This window comes from Streptomyces sp. NPDC088762 (assembly GCF_044750905.1).
In the GTDB taxonomy this organism is placed as follows: domain Bacteria; phylum Actinomycetota; class Actinomycetes; order Streptomycetales; family Streptomycetaceae; genus Streptomyces.
The window spans coordinates 22573-41654 of sequence record NZ_JBIVKT010000006.1; the positions used below are offsets into that span (position 1 = coordinate 22573).

Annotated in this window: 14 protein-coding genes and 4 riboswitches; of the genes, 2 read left to right on the forward strand and 12 right to left on the reverse strand. The window is 71.2% G+C overall.

The annotated features are described in order from the left end of the window. Window positions 1-4: 4 nt before the first annotated feature. The 7 genes from ACIP5M_RS16215 to ACIP5M_RS16245 form a co-directional block, all read right to left on the reverse strand. Window positions 5-139: a hypothetical protein gene (locus ACIP5M_RS16215; RefSeq protein WP_401197282.1), complete on the reverse strand. Its 135-nt coding sequence runs from the start codon at window positions 137-139 to the stop codon at window positions 5-7. Further along, window positions 136-1194 carry a tRNA (adenosine(37)-N6)-threonylcarbamoyltransferase complex transferase subunit TsaD gene (tsaD, locus tag ACIP5M_RS16220; RefSeq protein WP_401197994.1) on the reverse strand — a complete coding sequence of 353 codons (1059 nt, stop codon included), beginning with the start codon at window positions 1192-1194 and terminating at the stop codon, window positions 136-138. The genes ACIP5M_RS16215 and tsaD overlap by 4 nt, the downstream gene beginning before the upstream one ends. A gap of 127 nt (window positions 1195-1321) precedes the next feature. Continuing rightward, window positions 1322-2080: an ECF transporter S component gene (locus ACIP5M_RS16225; RefSeq protein WP_401197996.1), complete on the reverse strand. Its 759-nt coding sequence runs from the start codon at window positions 2078-2080 to the stop codon at window positions 1322-1324. A 53-nt stretch (window positions 2081-2133) separates the two neighbouring features. After that, window positions 2134-3792, reverse strand: coding sequence for an ABC transporter ATP-binding protein (locus tag ACIP5M_RS16230; protein WP_401197285.1), 1659 nt, complete (start codon window positions 3790-3792; stop codon window positions 2134-2136). Further along, window positions 3789-4976, reverse strand: a complete 1188-nt coding sequence (locus ACIP5M_RS16235; RefSeq protein ID WP_401197288.1) for an energy-coupling factor transporter transmembrane component T — start codon at window positions 4974-4976, stop codon at window positions 3789-3791. The genes ACIP5M_RS16230 and ACIP5M_RS16235 overlap by 4 nt, the downstream gene beginning before the upstream one ends. Window positions 4977-4980: 4 nt before the next feature. Beyond that, window positions 4981-5910 carry a hypothetical protein gene (locus tag ACIP5M_RS16240; protein ID WP_401197290.1) on the reverse strand — a complete coding sequence of 310 codons (930 nt, stop codon included), beginning with the start codon at window positions 5908-5910 and terminating at the stop codon, window positions 4981-4983. Further along, window positions 5907-8705, reverse strand: a complete 2799-nt coding sequence (locus tag ACIP5M_RS16245) for a prenyltransferase/squalene oxidase repeat-containing protein (RefSeq protein ID WP_401197292.1) — start codon at window positions 8703-8705, stop codon at window positions 5907-5909. The genes ACIP5M_RS16240 and ACIP5M_RS16245 overlap by 4 nt, the downstream gene beginning before the upstream one ends. A gap of 136 nt (window positions 8706-8841) precedes the next feature. Continuing rightward, window positions 8842-8914, reverse strand: a riboswitch (cobalamin riboswitch). A 110-nt stretch (window positions 8915-9024) separates the two neighbouring features. Further along, window positions 9025-9161: riboswitch (cobalamin riboswitch) on the forward strand. Window positions 9162-9269: 108 nt separating this feature from the next. Here ACIP5M_RS16245 and ACIP5M_RS16250 point away from each other — a divergent pair. Beyond that, a complete protein-coding gene (locus tag ACIP5M_RS16250; protein ID WP_401197295.1) occupies window positions 9270-10679 on the forward strand; it encodes a prenyltransferase/squalene oxidase repeat-containing protein in 1410 nt (469 codons plus the stop codon). 60 nt (window positions 10680-10739) lie between these two features. Here ACIP5M_RS16250 and ACIP5M_RS16255 read toward each other — a convergent pair whose 3' ends face one another. The 4 genes from ACIP5M_RS16255 to aceA all read right to left on the reverse strand — a co-directional run bounded on the left by ACIP5M_RS16255 (window position 10740) and on the right by aceA (window position 15969). After that, the gene (locus tag ACIP5M_RS16255; protein WP_401197298.1) at window positions 10740-11234 is read right to left on the reverse strand and encodes a DUF4430 domain-containing protein; all 495 of its coding nucleotides are present in this window, start codon (window positions 11232-11234) and stop codon (window positions 10740-10742) included. Window positions 11235-11367: 133 nt separating this feature from the next. Then, a riboswitch (cobalamin riboswitch) is annotated at window positions 11368-11515 on the reverse strand. A gap of 598 nt (window positions 11516-12113) precedes the next feature. Further along, entirely contained in the window at window positions 12114-12983 is an 870-nt protein-coding gene (locus ACIP5M_RS16260) for a 3-hydroxybutyryl-CoA dehydrogenase (protein ID WP_401197301.1), read from the reverse strand. Beyond that, complete coding sequence (gene aceB, locus ACIP5M_RS16265; protein ID WP_401197304.1) at window positions 12980-14572, reverse strand: malate synthase A; 1593 nt, start codon at window positions 14570-14572, stop codon at window positions 12980-12982. The genes ACIP5M_RS16260 and aceB overlap by 4 nt, the downstream gene beginning before the upstream one ends. Window positions 14573-14682: 110 nt before the next feature. Then, complete coding sequence (aceA, locus tag ACIP5M_RS16270) at window positions 14683-15969, reverse strand: isocitrate lyase (RefSeq protein ID WP_401197307.1); 1287 nt, start codon at window positions 15967-15969, stop codon at window positions 14683-14685. 382 nt (window positions 15970-16351) lie between these two features. Here aceA and ACIP5M_RS16275 point away from each other — a divergent pair, with 382 nt between their 5' ends. Further along, window positions 16352-17755 (forward strand): short-chain fatty acyl-CoA regulator family protein, encoded by a 1404-nt coding sequence (locus ACIP5M_RS16275; protein WP_401197310.1) that lies wholly within the window; start codon window positions 16352-16354, stop codon window positions 17753-17755. A gap of 3 nt (window positions 17756-17758) precedes the next feature. On the opposite strand, the gene ACIP5M_RS16280 is transcribed toward ACIP5M_RS16275, so the two are convergent. Beyond that, a complete protein-coding gene (locus ACIP5M_RS16280) occupies window positions 17759-18673 on the reverse strand; it encodes a cobalamin-binding protein (protein ID WP_401197313.1) in 915 nt (304 codons plus the stop codon). Window positions 18674-18719: 46 nt separating this feature from the next. After that, a riboswitch (cobalamin riboswitch) is annotated at window positions 18720-18905 on the forward strand. Window positions 18906-19082 lie beyond the last annotated feature (177 nt).

The window sequence follows — 19082 nt, forward strand, 5'->3', positions numbered from 1 at the left end:
ATCATCAGCTCCGGCCGGTCGCGCGTCCGTCCTCGTTCCACCGCGGCTCGGCGAACGCCTCCGCGTAGACGTGGCGTTTAGCGTCCTGCCGGGCGAGCAGTTCGGCACCGGACACCCGGCGCACCGTCACCGCGGTCACGCCACTGTCGCGGCCGTACGGGCGACGGGGTGCAGGGCGGCGTACTCCAGGGGCGCGGACGGGTCGATGGACAGGTCGAGCTGGGCGGGGTCGGAGCCGGCGCGGACCAGAAGGTCACCGACGGCGGCGATCATCGCGCCGTTGTCGGTGCACAGGGTCAGCGGAGGGACCCGCAATTCGACCCCCGCGGCCGCGCACCGCTCCTCGGCCAGGGCGCGCACGCGCGAGTTCGCGGCCACACCGCCCACCACGACGAGCGTGCGAACGTCGTACTCCTTGCAGACGGCCAGTGCCTTGCGGGTGAGGACGTCCGCGACCGCCTCCTGCAGGGACGCGGCACCGTCGGCCACCGGAATCTCCTCCCCGCTCTGCCGGTGCCGCTCGGCCCACCGCGCGGCTGCGGTTTTCAGGCCAGAGAAGGAGAAGGCGTACGGGGCGTCGCGCGGCCCGGTCAGCGGGCGCGGGAAGGCGACGGCGCACGGGTTGCCCGCGCGAGCGGCGCGGTCGATGGCGGGCCCGCCCGGGTAGGGCAGCCCGAACACCCGGGCGACCTTGTCGAAGCACTCGCCGGCCGCGTCGTCGACCGTGTCACCCAGGTGCAGGATCGGATCGCGGACCAGGTCCCGTACCAGGAGCAGGGAGGTGTGCCCGCCGGACACGATGAGCACCATGCAGGGGTTGGGCAGCGGCCCGTGCTCCAGGGTGTCGGCGGCGACGTGCCCGGCGAGGTGGTGCACGCCGTACAGCGGCACACCCGCCGCGTACGCGAGCGTCTTCGCCCCGGCCAGACCGACCTGGAGGGCACCGGACAGGCCCGGGCCGGTGGTGACGGCGACGGCGTCGATGTCCCGCAGTCGCAGCCCGGCCTGGTCGAGCGCCTCCTGCACGACCGGGTTGAAGGCCTGCAGATGCGCACGGGCCGCGATCTCCGGCACCACACCGCCGAAGCGCGCGTGCTCATCCATGCTCGACGCGACGACGTGGGCCAGCAGTCTCCCGCCGGAGACGATGCCTGCGCCCGTCTCGTCGCACGACGACTCGATCCCGAGCACCACCGGAGCTGCCACGTCGACCTCTTTCGCATCACTGACGCAGTTGCAAGCAATGTGCAATAAGGTACTCCGCCCGCCTGTCGAGCTGCGGTGCGCCGGCAGTCCCATGGCGGGGTGGCAGCGTCCGGGCTCAGGCCTTGGTCGCCCCGCCACCACGGTCGAAGCGCGCCGGGGCTTGGAAGCGTGCCTTGCGGGCGGCGCGGCGGAAGACCGTGAGGACGGCCGGGCCGGCGAGCAGGATGCAGATCAGGTTGGTGACGGCCCGGCCGGTGTCCCAGCCGAGCGAGGTGGCCAGGTCGAAGGCGAGGTAGCGCTGGAACTGCTCGGTGAAGGGCAGGCCGGGCAGGCAGGCGATGGAGCTGTTCGGGTCGAGGGAGAAGGGCCAGAAGGAGAGGTTGAGTAGGAAGCCGAAGAGGTAGCCGGAGAGGGAGCCGTAGACGGCGAGCAGCAGGACCTCGCGGCGGCCCGTGGCCCTCGGCAGGAAGCCGGCGAGCATGCCCACGAAGGCGCAGCCGAACATCTGGTACGGCATCCAGGGCCCGACCCCGCCGGTGATGAGGGCGGAGGCGAAGAGCGAGGTGCAGCCGAGGGTGAAGCCGAAGCCGGGTCCGAAGACTCGGCCCGCGAGGACGAGGATGAAGAAGACCGTCTCGATGCCCGCGGTGCCCGCGCCGAGGGGGCGGATGGCCGCGTTGACTGCGGAGAGGACGCCCAGCATGGCCAGGGCCTTGGAGTTGATCCCGCCTTCGGCGATCTCGGATATGACCACGGACAGGACGATCACCAGGAGCACGCCGAAGATCAGGGGCGGTGCGTAGTTCGAGCCGAACTTCCCCGGAGCGACGAGGAAGGGCCAGAAGAACGCGACGACCCCGAGGAAGGCGGCCATGCCGATGACCAGCCCAGCACGCGGGCCGATGCGGATGGCGGGGCTGAGCGCGGTCACGCCTCACCGCCCGTTCCGGGCGTGTTGCGCAGGGCGTCGGCTGCCTGGGAGACGGTGAGGTACGGGAGTGGGGCGAGGATCTTCGCGGTCTGCGGGGCGAAGACGGGGGACGCGACGATGACCTCGGTGGTGGGGCCGTCGGCGACGACGTCGCCTTCGGCCATGACGACGACGCGGTCGGCGGCGCGGGCGACGAACTCGACGTCGTGGGTGGAGATCACGACGGCTCGCCCTTCGGCCGCGAGGTCGTCGACGATGCGGATGAGTTGTTCCTTGGCGCGATAGTCGAGGCCTCGGGTGGGTTCGTCGAGGAGGAGGACGCGCGGGGCCGCGGCGAGTTGGATGGCGAGGACCAGGGCGAGTTTCTGTCCCTCGGAGAGGTCTCGGGGGTGGGTGGTGTCCGGGATTCCGGGTGCCAGGCGGTCGAGGATCGTGCGGGCCGTGGTGCCGGACGTGCTCACGTCCGATTCGGTGTCGGCCTGCGCGAGTTCCTGCTTGACGGTTTCGAGGTAGAGCAGGTCGGTGGGGGTCTGCGGGACGAGGCCGACGAGCCTTCGCGCTTCGGCGGCCGGGAGCTTCTTCGGGTCGGCGGGTCCGGCCGGAGCCGGCTGCGGGATGCGTACGGTGCCGGCCGCCCGTGGGCCGGAGCCCTGGAGTGCCCACAGCAGCGAGGACTTGCCCGAGCCATTGCGGCCCATCAGGGCCGTGATCTCTCCTCCACGCAGGGCCAGGTCGACTTCCCGGACTGCCGGCACGCCCTGGTAGGTGACGGTGATCCCGCGCGCGGTGAGGAGTTCGGGGCGGTCCGCCGGGAGGGGCGGCCTGGCGGGGCTGGGTGTAGCGCCGGCCAGCCGGGTGCGCACCGGGGCGGCGGCTCGGCGGGCGTCGCGAATGGACAGGGGCAGCGGGTTCCAGCCGGCGGCGCGGCCGAGTTCCACGATGGGCGGCGCGATGGAGGTGGTGCGGAAGACCTCTGCGGGCGGGCCCGAGAGGACCCGACCGTTGCCGGGGAGGTGGATGACGCGGTCGGCGTACTGGACGACGCGCTCCAGGCGGTGCTCCGCCAGGAGCACGGTGACACCGAGGTCGTGGACGAGGCGGGTAACCGCGGCCAGGACCTCTTCGGCAGCTGTCGGGTCGAGGGCGGACGTCGGCTCGTCCAGGACCAGAATTCGGGGGTGGGCGGTCAGGACCGAGCCGATGGCGACGCGCTGCTGCTGTCCGCCGGAGAGTTCGTGCAGGGCGCGGTGGCGCAGGTCGGCAAGGCCGAGGAGGTCGAGGGTCTCCTCGACGCGCTTGCGCATGGTGGCGGGCGGGACCGCCAGCTGCTCCATGGTGTAGGCGAGTTCCTCCTCGACGGTGTCGGTGACGAATCCGTCGAGGGGGTCTTGGCCGACCACGCCGACGACATCGGCGAGCTCGCGCGGAGGATGCGAGGCGGTGTCGCGTCCGTCTACGAGCACGCGGCCATAGAGGGTGCCGCCGGTGAAGTGCGGGACGAGGCCGTTGACGGCGCCGAGGAGGGTGGACTTGCCGACACCGGTATGGCCGACGACCAGGCAGAGCTCGCCTTCCTCGACGGTCAGGTCGATGTCCTTGAGGACGGGTTCGGCGGTGTCCTCGTACTGGACGGTGACCTGGTCGAGGGTGATCACTTGGCTGCCTCGGTGCGCGGTGCGGGGACGGGGGTCACGGGGCGGGGAGCCGGGGGCGGTGCGATGAAACCGGCGGCGCCTGCGAGGAGGATCGCGGCGGCGGGGACGAGCGGGAGGGTGGGCCAGCTGAGCGGGTAGATCGACGGGTTAAGCTCGGCGGCGTTGAAGCCCGCATTGCTGAAGAGCAGGACCGCCGAGAGGATTCCGCAGCCGGCCACTGCCCACTCGGGGAGCAGCCAGGGATCCGCCCGGTAGGTGGTGCGAGTGACCCGTCGGCCACCGAGCCGCAGTCCGGCGACGCAGAGCAGAGCCCCCGCGGCCATGGCAGGCAGCCCCAGCAGCTTCGGCGCGGTGGCGTCCAGGAGGCCGTAGGCGCCGGCGCACATGCCGCACATGCCCAGCAGCATGAGGATGCCGGTGATCCGGCGGGAGCGGCGGGTGGCGGTGCCGGCCCGGCCGTATCCGCGGGAGTCCATCGCGGCGGCGAGGCGCAGCGAGCGTTCGAGAGCGTCCTCGAGTACGGGGACGACGATCCCGCGCAGGGCACGCAGGCCCTTGGTCCGGCCCGCCCGCAGCCGCCGGGCGCGGTGCACTCGTTGGACGCTCTGGACCAGCTGAGGGGCGACGCTGATCGACACGGTGACCGCGACGCCGAGTTCGTAGAGGGCTCCGGGCAGCACCCGCAGGGCCCGCTTGGGGTTGGCGAGGGTGTTGGCGGCGCCGATGCAGCAGAGCATGCAGGCGAGCCGCAAGCCATCGGTGGCCGCGGAGAGCAGGGCTTCCAGGGAGACGGGACCGCCCAGCTGGATGCCGGCGTACCAGTCGGGGGTGGGGATGTGCGGGAGGGAGAAGAGGAAGTGGTCGTGCGGGGTGATGCCGGTGGCGAAGACCGCCCGGAAGGCCACCCTGATCGTGACGACGGTCAGGGCCAGGTAGAGGTAGTACTTGAAGCCGCGGGCCCACGGAGCCTCGGTGCGGCGCATGGTGATGACGTAGCCGAGGACGGCCAGGACGAGGAAGAGCAGCAGCGGGTTGTTGGTGCGGCTGACAGCGGTGGCCAGGGCGAGGGCCCAGATCCACCAGGCGACCGGGTGCAGGGTGCGGGGCAGGCGGCGGCCGCCCGTGTCCGGCGCGGGTCGGGGCACGGGCGGCGTGGCTGCCGCCGCGGGGAGGGTGCGTGCCACGCGGCTACTCCGTGCGGCGGCGGCGCTTGGCCGCGTACGCGGCCGCTCCACCGATCAGCAGGACCAGAGCGCCGGTCGCCACCGCGGGCAAGTACGAGCCGGCATCGTGCCCGGCGTCCGCAGCGGGGGCCGCGTCGACGACCTTGGGGCCGGTGCTGGGCGCTGCCGCCGCGGCGGCGCTGGGGGGAGGCGAGGCTGCGGACGCGCTGGGCGGTGGAGGGACCGAGGCACTGGGGCCGGGTACCGACATCGTCGGCGACGGGGACTGGGACTGCTGTGGGGGCGCGGACGTTGGTTGTTCCGGCTTCGGTCCGGTGTTGGTGCCGGGCGGGACCGGCGCTGCGGTGCGGGTGTCCTTGGGCTCGGGCTGGCTGCCGCCGGTCGGCTTGGTGTTGTGGGCGCGCAGTTGGTCGGGGGTGACGGTGGGCTTGCCTTCCGTGCCCTCTATGTTCGTGCCGCCGAAGATCCACAGGTCGACGCTCCCCGGCTTCGGCTTGTAGAGCATCGCGCCGAGCTGGCTGTAGGTCCAGCTGTTCTGACCCGGGTCGGCGTGCCAGTACGACCAGTACGCGGAGGCGGGCGGGGTCAGGACGCAGTCGTCCTGCTCCGGCGTCGGGTACTGCTTGCCGCCCTGGTGCCCGCTGTAGCCGATGCGGCAGATAAAGGCCGGGCCGTCGTGACCGGTGCCGGTGGTGGCCCAGCCGCCTTGGTTGAGGAGTTCGTACCCGGTGGTGGGGGTCGTACCGCAGGAGCGGTAGACCGGCCCGCCCCAGTGACTGAAGTCCACGGCCAGGACGACCCCCGAAGAGGTGGTGCACTGGCCCATCGGCTGCGGGGCCGCACTGGCAGGTGACGTGGTGGCGGTCAGTGCGGCCAGGCCGAGCCCGGTTGCCGTGGCAAGGCGGCCCATGGTGCGTGCGAACCGGTTGCTCACTGGTGCGCCCCCTTGGTCGTGCGGCGGGTACGGGCGGCGCGCACGCATCCGTAGCCGAGAGCGGTGAGGAGTACGGCCGCCCCGCCGATGCCGATCACCTGCGTACCGGTGTGGGCGAGCCCGCCGCCCCCTCCCCCGTTGCCGCCGGATCCGCCGCCGTTCTCGCCGGGAGTGACGATCCTGGGAGTGGTCGGCGTGCCCGAGGGTCGGGCCGTCCCGGTGGGGGTGGGCTGCGGGGTGGTGCCGTCGAGGCTGCGGGTGAGGGTGCCGAAGGAGGTGCCAGTGGCGCCGCCGACGGCCTGGGTGGAGGCACGCAGGTCGGATCCGGGCTGGGCGTCCTTGGCGATGTTGAAGCCGCCGTCGGCGTTCTGCTGGGAGGTGAGGAAGGCGAGGGCCTTGGTGATCTGCGCCTTGTACTTGGTGCTGTCGAGGGACAGGCCCTGGACGGCCAGTGCGGCGGAGTTGACCGAGTTGCCGGAGGCCCCGGGGAAGCCGCCGTCGGGCTTCTGCTGGGTCGCGAGCCAGGCCAGGGCCTTGTCGACGGCCGCCTGGGACTGCTGGTCGGGCAGGAGGTCGAGGGCCATGGCAGCGATCGCCGTGGAGTCCACTTCCTCCGTGCTCGGCTCGCCGATCAGGCTGACCCAGCCGCCGGACGGCTGCTGGAGGCTCTTGAGGTAGGCGATCGGCTCGGCCGCTGCGGCGTTGTCGCCCGCCCGGACCTGGGCGATGACGCCCAAGGACTGGGAGAAGACGGAGGTGGCGTTGGTGTAGGCGCCCTTGTCGGCGCAGGAGCGATCCGGGGCCGGGGTCTTGGCCGGGCACACGGCCTTGGCGAGCGCGGTGATCAGGTCCTGGCCGCCGAAGTTGCGGGGGTCACGGCCGACAGCTTCGGCGAGCACCGCCGCCTTGCCGAGGGAGCCACCCCCCGCATACTTGGTCCCGATGTTGGTCCACTTGTCGAGGGTGCGGCCGGTGCCGTCCTTGCCGCCGTGGTCGAGGAAGTCGACGATCCCGCGCAGGGCCGCGTTGTCAGCACCGGTGGCGGCCAAGGCGTACGCGCCGTCGATGGTCAGGCCGAAGTCCGCGAAGCCGGTGCCGGCGGTGCTCTCGTAGTAGTGGCCCTGCATGAGCCGCTTGGGGTCGGTGAGGTAGGCCGATCCCTTCGTGAGGTCCGGGCCGCCGTCGGGTCGGGGCGTCGGGCCCGTTGTGGGGGTCGGGCCGGTGGTGGGACCGGTCGACGAGGGTGAGGGCTCCGGCTTCTTGGTGGTCAGCATGACCAGGTCGCTCTTGGCACCCGCAACGACGGCGGGCACGGTGGCGAACAGCAGCGGGTCGGTGCCGCCAGCCTCGAAGGCGAAGGCACCGCCCGGCAGCTGCTGCTTGGACAACCAGGAAACTGCCGCGTCCGCCCGGTCGGCGTCGCCGAGGTATCGCAGGGCCTGGGCGCCGAAACCCGTGGCGTACGCGCTGCCCACCGTGCCGTACGAGGCGGCGGGCAGGCCACCGTCCGCGAGCTGGACCTTCTTCAGGTACGCGCGTGCCTTGCCCACCGCCTCGTCGTGCCCGCCGGCCCGCTTCAGGGCGAGGGCGGCAAGGCCGGTGGCTCCGGGCTCGCTGTCGCACCAGTCGCCACGGCGGATGAGCATGCTGGTGAAGCCGCCGTCCTCGCACTGCATGTCGGTTAGCCGTGCCACCGCGTCGGCCGGGGGCCGCACGTCGGCGCCGAGCAGGGCGATGACGGCCAGGGCCTGGCCCTCGGCCTGGCCCGTGGTGGTGGGGAAGTCGCCCTTCACGGTGCAGCCGGGGGCGGGTGCGGGGGCATCAGAGCCGCTGGCGCAGAAGTACTTGACGAGGTCACCCAGGAGGTCGTGGCCTGCGAACGCGCGCGGGTCGCCGCCGGTCGCCTCTGCCACAAGGGCGAGCCTGGCCGCGGCAGCAGTCTCCGGTGACTGGTCCTTGCCGGTCGGGTAGGCGTAGGCATCGGTGTGCTCCGGCCGGGCGAGGAAGGAGGCCGCCTTGGCGGCCACGGGGCTCTTCGCATCGGCCGCGGCGAGGGCGAGGGCGGACTCGGCGGTCAGGAGGTAGTTGGGCGTGGTGGAGCCCTCGTCGACGATCCGTTCGCCGTCCTTCAACTGGCCGGTGATCCAGCGGGTGGCCGCCGCCACGTCGACGGCGCCGGGCGGGACGACGGGGCCGGTGGGTTCGGTCGGCTTGGGCGAGGCCCCGCCGCCGGCGCGGACGTCGTTCGGGGTGAAGGTCGGCTTGCCGGTGCTGCCGCCGACGTCCGTTCCGCCGAAGACCCAGGCGTCCACGTCGCCCGGCTTGGGGGTGCGGGCCATCGCGCCGAGCGGGCTGTAGGTCCAGTTCTTCTGCCCCGGAGAGGCGATCCAGTAGGACCAGTAGGCGGATGCCTGCGGGGTCAGCTCGCAGGGTTCCTTGTCCGGGGTTGGGTACTGCGTACCGGAGTTGAATGCTCCGAAGCCGATCCGGCAGACAAAGCCCGGGCCGTCGTGGACCGTGCCCGTTGTGCTGAACCCTGCTTCATGGAGCAGTTCGTAGCCGGTGGTCGGCGTCGCGTCACAGCCGCGCTCCACCTTGCCACCGAACGGGCCGAAGTCGACGGCCACGATCGCGCCGACCGTCGCCGTGCAGTCCTTCACCGGATCGGCGCTCGCCGTGGTAGCCGGCGTGAGGAAGGCGATGATGCCGCCGGATACGAGGAGGACGACCGCCATCAGGGACAGCAGCCTCTGTCTGGTGCTCGTGTGCCGGATCGGCCGGTGTTCGGTCTCCACCCGCTGCCCCCTCGTCCGTGCCGGGCGGGCGTACGGCGGGGTACGTGGCGAAACGCCCCGTGCGCGAGCGCGCAGGGGCGGTGACGACCACGCCGCAGTCCACGACGGCGTTCTTCGTTCGGTGTCCCGGGCCACAGGCAATCCGGCTCGCCCGGGACGGGTGCCGGGCCTACGGTTGCGGGTCAGCGCCGGAATTCGACCGGCTTCCCCTGGGGCTGAGTACGTATCAGCCGTCATGGAACACGGCTGCGACAACGCCGTCAAGGTGGGCTGCGTCTCATCAACTGGGGGCTGTTGGCCCAGGGTTGCCGCACGCTGGCGGACCCTTGATCACTCGGGTAGCGTCCTGGGCGCCACATGGGGGAATCCGGTGAGAATCCGGGGCTGACGCGCAGCGGTGTGGCACGGCAGACGCCGTGCCGAGCCCGAATGCCCGTGCGGTGACGAAGCATCAGGAAGCCGTACCACGCGTTCCGGACGGCGGCCCCTCCCCCGGTCGCGCCGTCGTACGGCCTGCCATCAGGGACGAGGTCGGTCGGCGTCCGCCGATTCCAGGAGCAGGCCATGAACCGTTCCCGTACCTCCCGCCGTCTCGCGCTCGCGGCGCCCGCCGCACTCGGGGCCCTCGCGCTCACCGTCCTGCCCGCCTTCGCGACGTCGACTCCGGCGCAGATCGCCACGTCCAAGACCAACGGTGTGGCGTACCTCAAGTCCCTTCAAGCAGCGGACGGTTCGTACGCCGGGTCCGGACTGTCCAACGAGTGGGCGTTCAGCGCGTTCGCCGCCGCGGGCACGGCGGTCGTCGACGTCGCCCCGGGCGGGGACACGACAAAGAACGCGCGGACCGTCTACCGCAACCTGCTCTCCACGGCGAGCTGGCCCTCGGCCTCCCCGGTCGTCACCGACTACGAGCGCGGCACGCTGAACGCCTACGCGGCCGGCATCGACCCGGCCCGGATCTCCGCCTCGCGCAACCTCATCGCGAACATCTACTCCTACTGGCAGACCGCCGAGCCGGGCTACTTCGGTCCCTCCTCCAACTTCAACGGCACCGTCTTCGCCGCCCTCGCCCTCGGCGCCAAGACCCAGGCCGGCGGCGCCCGAGTGCCCCAGTCGCTCACCGACTCCCTCGTCGCCCGCATCCGCGCCAACCAGCACAATGACGGCGGCTGGCAGTACAGCAAGGCCGAGGGCAACCCGACTGCCCTCGCCACCGCCGGTGACATCGACATGACCGGCGCCGCCATGGCCGCTCTGTGCGCCTCCGGCGTCCCCAACACCGACACCGACGTGGTCCAGGCGAAGAACTTCCTCAAGAGCAAGCTCGTCACCACCTCGGGCGCCTTCAACTCGATGTACGGCGTCAACACCAGCTCCAACGGCTGGGCGGTAGCCGGCCTCAACGCCTGCGGTATCAACCCCCAGACCGGCGACTTCCTCACCACCGCCGGGAAGACCCCGATCGACTTCCTCATCGCCAACCAGTACAACCCCGGCGGTGGCTTCAAGTACAAGCCCAGCGACACGGCCCCGTCCGCCTACGCCTCCATCGACTCGCTCCGGGCGGTCGCCGGCGGTGGCTTCACCTCCGCCCCGCCCGTCCCGGTGACCCCCGGGGCGCCGCAGTGGGTCGCGCAGTCGGCGTTCACCGCAGGTACGGCCACCAAGCTGGCACTTACCGTCGACGACGGTGCGGGCAACCTGAAGGTCTGCTCGGTCTCCTTCACGCCGACCGGCACGACCAGCACCCTCGGCGACGTCCTGAACTCCGCGATCGGCTCCGCCACCCCGTCGGGCTGCGTCACGAGCGTCACCCCGTCCTCCGGTACCGGCACCATCACGGCCGTCAACGGCAAGGCCAACAGCGGCTCCAACACCTGGAAGGTGAGCGTGGACGGTTCCGCGTTCGCCGGCGCCACCCGCGACAAGGTGATCAACGTAGGTGACACCATCGCGCTGCGCTGGGGCGCCTGATCCATATGCCGGGCGGGGTCCGCGGCTGCGCACCCCGCCCGCCAGTGCGACGCGTTCGGATCAGAAGGACGTCCAGACGAACGACACCTGGTCGCCGGCGTTCAGCTTGAACTGGCAGCCGCCGACCGGGGTGGGCGTGCCATTGACGGATATGTTCCAGTAGGCGGAGCCGCCGCCGCTGACGTTCTTGATGGTGTCGACGGAGAAGTCGTCGAACGAGGCGTACCAGGTGCCGTCCCAAGCGAAGTAGTTGAGACGGGCGGCGTCGTCCAGGGCCGCGGTCGGGGTGGGAACCTTGCTCGGGTTCGCCCCGCCGTTGGTCCCGTCGCACTTGTGCGTGCCGCCGGTGGCGGTGGTCACGTCATGACCCTTGGTCGTGATCTTGCCCTGGAACAGCAGGCCGTCGGGGCCCTGCACCGTGAGATTGACCTTGACAGGGACGTTGGTGTTCACCGGCTTGGCGTGGGCGACGGCCGGGACGGCGGTGAGGCCGGTGAGGGCGAGGCCCAGGGCGGCCGTCGTAACGGCGGCGCGACGGGTGAGGCTCAGGCGCATGGGGTGGCCTTTCTGACCGGTCGGGTCCGCTGACGGGAACCCGCAACCGGCGCGGCCCACCCCGGCAGTCGCACGAGCGCACTACGTGGTGTTCCGGCGGAACCGGGCTTCGCGCTGCAGACCATGACAGTGGAAGCGGATGCTGCCGCGCGGCGGGCATCCCGACTCGCGGCGCAGGTCATCGCGCCGCACACGGTTGCAGGTCAGCGCCGGATTCCCACCGGCTTCCCCCGATCGCACAGCCATTTGGTTGTGGTCCGGCCGCAGCCGGGCAGTGGCATCGTACGGGCAGCACCGGCCGCGGCCAAGTGCCCCTGGAATCAGAGGTAGTGGGTCTTACCGCAGGCTCGAAGCGCGAGGTGCTACCCGCGCGGTCCGATCATCCCGCGTGCTCGCTGCAGACGTCGGCCGAGTTCGGCGGCGACCTCCGCTGCGTCCTGCGGAGGTGTACCTTGCGCAGCGCCCTGAGCCCGGGTGGCTTGCACCAAGGGCCCCTCCAGCAGTTCCACGTATTCGACGAGGCTGCCGAGCGTCTGCTTCAGGGGACCGGACGCGTGCGTTCTGCGCGCCGAGCTGCCTACGGGCGGCGAGGAGGTTGTCGTAGTCGCGGGCCGGTATGGTCACCGTCGGCTCGTCCTGCGTGATGGGTATGCCGCCCTGCCGCTTCATCGGTGCCCCCTGGGTTTTCGCTGCGGTCGCCTGCCCCAACTTCAACATATAGGAGGGGGTTTGGGTTCCTGCGGTCATGACCAGACCAGAACCTGCAGGCACCGCAGTCGGCGTGGACAACGCAGCGGGGTGCGGCGGACACCACTCCGCCGCACCCCCTTCCACCACGCTGCCGGGCCCCTCAGCCCGGCGGCAGCACCGGGTCCCTCATCAGCCCCGGTCGTAGGTGTGGAACCCCCGGCCGGTCTTCCGGCCCAGCAGCCCAGCCTGCACCATCCGCATCAGGAGCGGGGGCGGGGCGTAGAGGGGTTCCTTGAACTCGGCGTGCAGCGACTCCGCGATGGCGGCGACGGTGTCGAGGCCGATGAGGTCGGCGAGCTTCAGCGGGCCCATCGGGTGGGCGCAGCCGAGCTCCATGCCGGCGTCGACGTCGGCCGGGGTGGCGAAGCCGGACTCGGCCATCCGGATGGCGGACAGCAGGTAGGGGACGAGGAGGGCGTTGACGACGAAGCCGGCCCGGTCCTGCGACCGGATCGCCGTCTTGCCCAGAGTCTCCCGGGCGAAGGCCTCCACCGTCTCCACGGTCTCCCGGGAGGTATGCAGCGAAGAGACGACCTCCACCAGTGGCAGGACGGGCACGGGGTTGAAGAAGTGCAGGCCCACGACCCGGTCGGCGCGCCCGGTCGTCATGCCCAGACGCATGACGGGCAAGGAGGAGGTGTTCGTCGCGAGGATCGCCTCGCTGTCGACGACGATCTTGTCCAAAGCCGCGAAGGTCTCGATCTTGACGTCCGCGTTCTCGGTGACCGCTTCGATGACGAGCTGCCGGTCGGCGAGGTCGTCGAGACTGCCGGTGAAGACGAGGCGGGCGAGGGCGTCCTCGGCGGAGATCCGGTCGAGCTTGCCCCGCTGGACGGCTCGTTCGAGGGAGACGGCCACCCGTTCACGGGCGGCACGGGCGGCGGTCGCGTCGGCTTCGCAGACGACGGTGTCGAGTCCGGCGCGGGCGCAGACCTCGGCGATGCCGGCGCCCATCTGCCCGCCTCCGACGACTCCGACGCGGCGGATACCGGCGCTCATGACCGCACCTCCGTGCGGTGGACGAGGTGGCGGCTGTAGGTGTCGGGGGTGAAGAAGGCCGGCAGGTCGCGCTCCAGCGCGGCCCGCTCGAGCACGGCCCTGGCCTCGGCTACGAGCGCATAGGGCCGTTCCGCGGTGAGCGCGTCGCATTCCTCGTCGAGCACGGCGAGCAGCTGGTCCCGGTCGATCCTCCGGTGGCGCAGCCACTGCCAAAGCTGGACACGGGCGATCTCGGCGGTCGCCGCGTCCTCCATCAGGCCGTAGAGGGCGACCGCTCCGTGGCCGCGCAGCCAGGCCTCGAAGTAGCGCAGCGAGATGGCCACGTTGGCGCGAACCCCTTCCACCGTGGGCGGCGCGCTGATGCGGCGGACGGAGAGCAGGTCCGCCGCCGTCACGGCGACGTCGTCGCGGGTGCGGTCGAGCTGGTGGGGCCGTTCACCGAGAACACCGTCGAAGACTTCGCGGCAGACGGGGACCAGGGCGGGGTGGGCGACCCAGGAGCCGTCGAAGCCGTCCTCGGCCTCGCGTTCCTTGTCCAGGCGGACCTTGGCCAGGGCGGCGATGTTGGCCTCCGGGTCCTTGGAGGGCACGTGGGCGGCCATGCCGCCGATGGCGTGCGCGCCGCGCCGGTGGCAGGTGCGTACGAGGAGTTCGGTGTAGGCGCGCATGAACGGCGCGGTCATGGTGACCTGGGCGCGGTCGGGGAGCTGGAAGTCGGTGCGGTGGCCGAAGGTCTTGATGATGCTGAACAGGTAGTCCCACCGGCCCGCGTTGAGGCCGGCGCTGTGTTCCCGGAGCGCGTGGAGGATCTCCTCCATCTCGAAGGCCGCGGTGATGGTCTCGATCAGGACCGTGGCACGGACGGTGCCGCGCGGGATGCCGAGGAGTTCCTGTGCGAGGACGAAGATGTCGTTCCAGAGGCGGGCCTCGCCCGCGTTCTCCAGCTTGGGGAGGTAGAAGTACGGGCCGTACCCGGCGTCGATCTGCCGCTGCGCGCAGTGGAAGAAGTACAGCCCGAAGTCCACCAGCGACGCCGGGACGGGCCGACCGTCGATCTCCAGGTGCTCTTCGAGGAGGTGCCAGCCTCGGGGACGGACGACGATGGTCGCCAGGTTCCCGCCGAGGCGGTACTCCTTGCCCTCGGGCGTGGTGAAGTCGATGCGGCGCTCGATGGCGTCGAGCAGGTTGAGCTGGCCGTCGATGACGTTGTTCCAGGTGGGGGATGTGGCGTCCTCGAAGTCCGCCATCCACACCCTGGCGCCGGAGTTGAGGGCGTTGACCGTCATCCTGCGGTCCGGCGGGCCGGTGATCTCCACTCGGCGGTCCTCCAGGCCCGGGGCCGGCGGAGCCACGCGCCAGTCGGGGTCGTCACGGACGGCAGCGGTGGCGATGGAGAAGTCCAGCGGGGATCCCGAGACGAGGCGGTCCTTGCGCCGGCGCCGTTCCTTGAGGATCTCGTCGCGGCGGTGGGCGAATGCTGCGTCGAGGCGGCCGATGAAGTCGAGCGCCTCCGGCGTGAGGATCTCGTCGTGGCGGTCGCCCGGCGCCGCGAGGACCCGGACCCGGTGCGTGGTGGCGGTGGTGGTCATGCGGTCTCCTGACGAGGGGTGGGGCGGGAGCCGGACGGAGACGGTCGTCCGGCTCCCGCTGAACGCGGACCTTCGGCCATGGGCGGGCCGGCGGGGAGGGGCGGAGCGTCTTAGTGGAACTGCTCTTCCTCTGTGGAGCCGGTGAGTGCGGTGGTGGAGGAGGCGGGGTTGACGGCGGTGGAGACGAGGTCGAAGTAGCCGGTGCCGACCTCGCGCTGGTGCTTGACGGCGGTGAAGCCGTGTTCCTGGGCGGCGAACTCCCGCTCTTGGAGGTCTACGTAGGCGGTCATGCCGTGCTCGGCGTAGCCACGCGCGAGGTCGAACATGCCGTGGTTGAGGGAGTGGAAGCCGGCCAGGGTGATGAACTGGAACTTGTAGCCCATCGCGCCGAGTTCGCGCTGGAACTTGGCGATCTGGTCGTCGTCCAGAGCCGCCTTCCAGTTGAACGAGGGCGAGCAGTTGTACGCGAGCATCTGGTCCGGGTACTGCGCGTGGATCGCCTCGGCGAACTCGCGGGCCTGGGCGAGGTCCGGGGTGCCGGTCTCGACCCAGATGAGGTCGGCGTACGGTGCGTAGGCGAGGCCGCGGGCGATGACCGGGGCCATGCCGTTCTGCACCCGGTAGAAGCCCTCCGCGGTGCGCTCGCCGGTCGTGAACTGCGCGTCCCGCTCGTCGACATCGCTGGTCAGCAGGTTCGCCGCGAGTGCGTCCGTGCGGGCGATGATCAGGGTCGGGGTGTCCGCGATGTCGGCGGCGAGGCGGGCCGCGTTCAGGGTGCGGATGTGCTGGGAGGTCGGGACGAGGACCTTGCCGCCGAGGTGGCCACACTTCTTCTCCGAGGCGAGTTGGTCCTCGTAGTGGATGCCCGCGGCACCAGCCGCGATCATCGCCTTCGTGAGCTCGAAGGCGTTCAGCGGGCCGCCGAAGCCGGCCTCCGCGTCGGCGACGATCGGCGCCAGCCAGTCCGTGGCGTCCGCGCCGCCCTCCGCGGTCGCGATCTGGTCGGCACGCAGCAGCGCGTTGTTGATCCGACGGACCACCTGGGGAACGGAGTTGACCGGGTAGAGGGACTGGTCCGGGTACGTGTGCCCGGCCTGGTTGGCATCGGCGGCCACCTGCCAGCCGGAGAGGTAGATGGCCTGGAGGCCGGCCCGGACCTGTTGCACCGCCTGGCCGCCGGTCAGCGCGCCCAGGGCGTGCACGTAGTCGAGTTCGTGGAGCTGGCGCCACAGGCGTTCGGCGCCGCGCCGGGCGAGGGTGTGCTCCTCGCGGACGCTGCCGGACAGCCGGACCACGTTCTCGGCCGAGTAGGTGCGCTCGATGCCCGCCCACCGGGGGTCGTCGGCCCACCGCTGCTTGAGCTGCTCGGCCGCCGCCGTCGTGTTCGTGTCTGCCATGACTGTCACCGTCTCCGTGAATCGCTTGGTCTGCCAACGTCTGTCCGTCGCGGACGAGACGTTGGCACTGTGTGCCTTGATAGTGGGTTGCGGCCGCCGGCCCCACCTGGGGAGGAGCTGAGCAATGATGCAGGTCAGCCAGGTCAGATTGCCGGGATCTCCGATGTCAGGGCGCGAATCGGTGCCCGGACTGTCCGCCTGGGCCGCTGGGGTCCGGCGGGCCGCAGGACAGACTCTGGCAGCGGCACGCGGTGCCATCAATGAGGTACATCTGCCAAGTTCTGCGAATCTTCTGCGGCGTATTTGCCAAGCTTGCGAAGGTTGGCAGCAGCAGAATCGTGCGTACTCTGAAGCCCTGGCGGACTAAGCCGAGGGAGCCCAGGTGAGCAAGACGTACGCGGGTGCGCGGCTGCGGCGGCTGCGCGAGGAGCGCCGGATGAGCCAGGCCGAGCTGGCCCGGGTCCTCGGCATCTCCCCCAGCTACCTGAACCAGATGGAGCACGACTCCCGCCCGCTCACCGTCCCGGTGCTGCTGCGGCTGACCGAGGCGTTCGGCGTCGACCCGGGGTTCTTCTCCGAGCGTGACACCAGCCGCCTCGTCGCCGACCTCCGCGAGGCCCTGGCAAACGAGGTCGCCGAAGCCCGCGTCTCCACCTCCGACCTGGCCGAACTCGCCAGCCGGATGCCCGCTGTCGCCTCCGTCCTCTTGGACCTGGGGCGGCGCAGTCAGCTCCTGGCGGAGCGGCTGGCGGACACCGCCGACGGACGGGACGGTGGCCGGGCGGCACCACGCTCACCGCACGAGGAAATCCGTGAGTTCTTCTACCGGCGCCAGAACTATCTCCACGAGACCGACCTCGCCGCCGAGGGCCTCGCCCAGGAGATCGGCATCCGCCCTGGGGAGGTCGTCCGGGTGCTTTCGAACCGTCTGACCGAACACCACGGGATCCGCCTCGCGTCCGACTCCGACCGCCTCCATCACTTCGACGGACGGACACGCGTCCTGCACCTGTCAGGCAGGCTCCGCCCGGGCCAGCAGGCGTTCCGGATGGCCACCCAACTGGCCCTCCTGGAACACGGGGACGAGCTGGACCAGTTGGCCGCCGAGGACTTCCCCTCCGGCTCCCCAGCCCACGGGCTGGCCCGCATCGGCATCGCCAACTACTTCGCCGCCGCGCTGATCCTCCCGTACCGGACCTTCCACACCGCCGCCGAGGAGTACCGCTACGACATCGAACGCCTCACCGACCACTTCGGCATCGGCTACGAGACCGTCTGCCACCGCCTGAGCACCCTCCAGCGGCCCAGGCTGCGCGGCGTTCCGTTCTCCTTCGTCCGCGTCGATCGGGCAGGGAACATGTCCAAGCGGCAGTCCGCCACGGGATTCCACTTCTCCCGGGCCGGCGGCACCTGCCCGCTGTGGAACGTGTACGAGGCCTTCGCCGCGCCCGGCCGCATCCACGTCCAGGTCGCTGCCATGCCCGACGGGCAGCGGTACTTGTGGACCGCCCGGGCCGTCACCCGCCACCGCGGCGGCTGGGGCGAGCCCGGCAAAACCTTCGCCATCGGCCTCGGCTGCGAGATCCGCCACGCGTCCCGGCTCGTCTACTCCGACGGCCTCGACCTCGACAACGCCTCCGCCGCCACCCCCATCGGCATGGGCTGCCGCCTCTGCGAACGCCTCGACTGCCCGCAACGCGCCGTCCCGCCGCTCGGCCGCCCGCTCGCGGTCGACGAGAACAGCAGCACCTTCATCCCCTACCCGGTCGCCCACCCCCAGGGGTGAGACTCACCCCAGCCGGCGCGCCTCCGCCTCGGTCACCGGGTCACCCGCCGGCACTCCGTGAAGCACGTGCGCGAGCACCTCGGCGCCGCGGACCACGCGGGGGCCCGGCCGGTTGAAGTACGCGGGTCCGTCCAGGACCCATACCTCCCCAGCCCGTACGGCAGGCAGCTCGTCCCAGCCGGGCAGTGAGGTGAGCAGGTCGAGTTCCGTCAGGGTCCGCTCGGGCGGGAAGCCGCACGGCAGCACGAGGACCACATCCGGGCGCGCCTCACGTACCGACTCCCACGTCATCGGTTTCGTGTGCTCACCCGCCTCGGCCAGCAGCGGCTCGCCACCCGCCACGGCGATCTGCTCGGGTACCCAGTGGCCGGCGGGCCACAACGGGTCGAGCCACTCGATGGCCACCACCCGGGGCTTCGGCCGGCCCTCCGTACGGCGCCGCACCTCGGAGAGCCGGCCGCGCAGCTCCGTTCGGCGCTGCTCGGCCCGCTCCCGTACCCCCAGCAGGTCGCCCACGGTGACCAGGCAGTCCAGCACGTCGTCGAGGGTCTTCGGTTCCATGCTCAGGACGCGGGGTCCGGCGTCCATGACGCGTACGGCCCGGGTGACGCTCTCGTAGGAGACCGCGCAGACCTGGCAGAGGTCCTGGGTGAGCAGTACCTCCGGTGCGAGCGCGGCGAGGGCTTCGGTGTCCAGGGTGTAGAGCGAGGAGCCGGAGTGCGCGGCACCGCCGACGGCCTCGGAGATCTCCCGGCTGCTGAGTGCGTCCGCGTCGAATTCGGCGCGGGTGACGACGGGTACGGAGGCGACCGCTGCGGGCGGCCAGTCGCATTCATGGGTGCGTCCGACCAGGTCGGCGGCGAGTCCGAGGTCCGCCACGATGTCGGTGGCCGCAGGGAGCAGGGAGACGATGCGCATGCTCCGACTGTAGGCGCGCGGCCGGAGGCTCTGGACTTACTAGGACGTCCAACTATATGTTCGTGGCACAAGGTCCGCGGTGCAGGGAAGCCGGTGTGAGTCCGGCACGGTCCCGCCACTGTGACCGGGGAGTGTGCTGCCATCCACACGCCACTGACGAGCTCTGTCGGGAAGGCGGGCGGCGCGCGGGGATCCGGGAGTCAGGATACCGGCCGCGGATGTTCCGTGTTGTCCACGAGGATGGAGCAGACACGCATGGCACCGGTTTGTACCCACGACCCTGGTGATCCGGCGGAGCGTACGCACACCACTTTCGTGCGCTCGTAGTTCTCACGGCTTTCCGCAGCGGCGCACCCCCATCCGGGTGCCGTCCGCCGGTCTGCCGTGCCATCCCCGGATCCAACCTGAC

What these genes read in the sequence shown, in the direction of transcription:
- aceA (WP_401197307.1), bottom strand. Translation starts at nt 15,969, where the DNA reads ATGGCAGACACGAACACGACGGCGGCGGCCGAGCAGCTCAAGCAGCGG.
- ACIP5M_RS16250 (WP_401197295.1), top strand. Translation starts at nt 9,270, where the DNA reads ATGAACCGTTCCCGTACCTCCCGCCGTCTCGCGCTCGCGGCGCCCGCC.
- ACIP5M_RS16280 (WP_401197313.1), bottom strand. Translation starts at nt 18,673, where the DNA reads ATGCGCATCGTCTCCCTGCTCCCTGCGGCCACCGACATCGTGGCGGAC.
- ACIP5M_RS16260 (WP_401197301.1), bottom strand. Translation starts at nt 12,983, where the DNA reads ATGAGCGCCGGTATCCGCCGCGTCGGAGTCGTCGGAGGCGGGCAGATG.
- aceB (WP_401197304.1), bottom strand. Translation starts at nt 14,572, where the DNA reads ATGACCACCACCGCCACCACGCACCGGGTCCGGGTCCTCGCGGCGCCG.
- ACIP5M_RS16225 (WP_401197996.1), bottom strand. Translation starts at nt 2,080, where the DNA reads ATGGCCGCCTTCCTCGGGGTCGTCGCGTTCTTCTGGCCCTTCCTCGTC.
- ACIP5M_RS16255 (WP_401197298.1), bottom strand. Translation starts at nt 11,234, where the DNA reads ATGCGCCTGAGCCTCACCCGTCGCGCCGCCGTTACGACGGCCGCCCTG.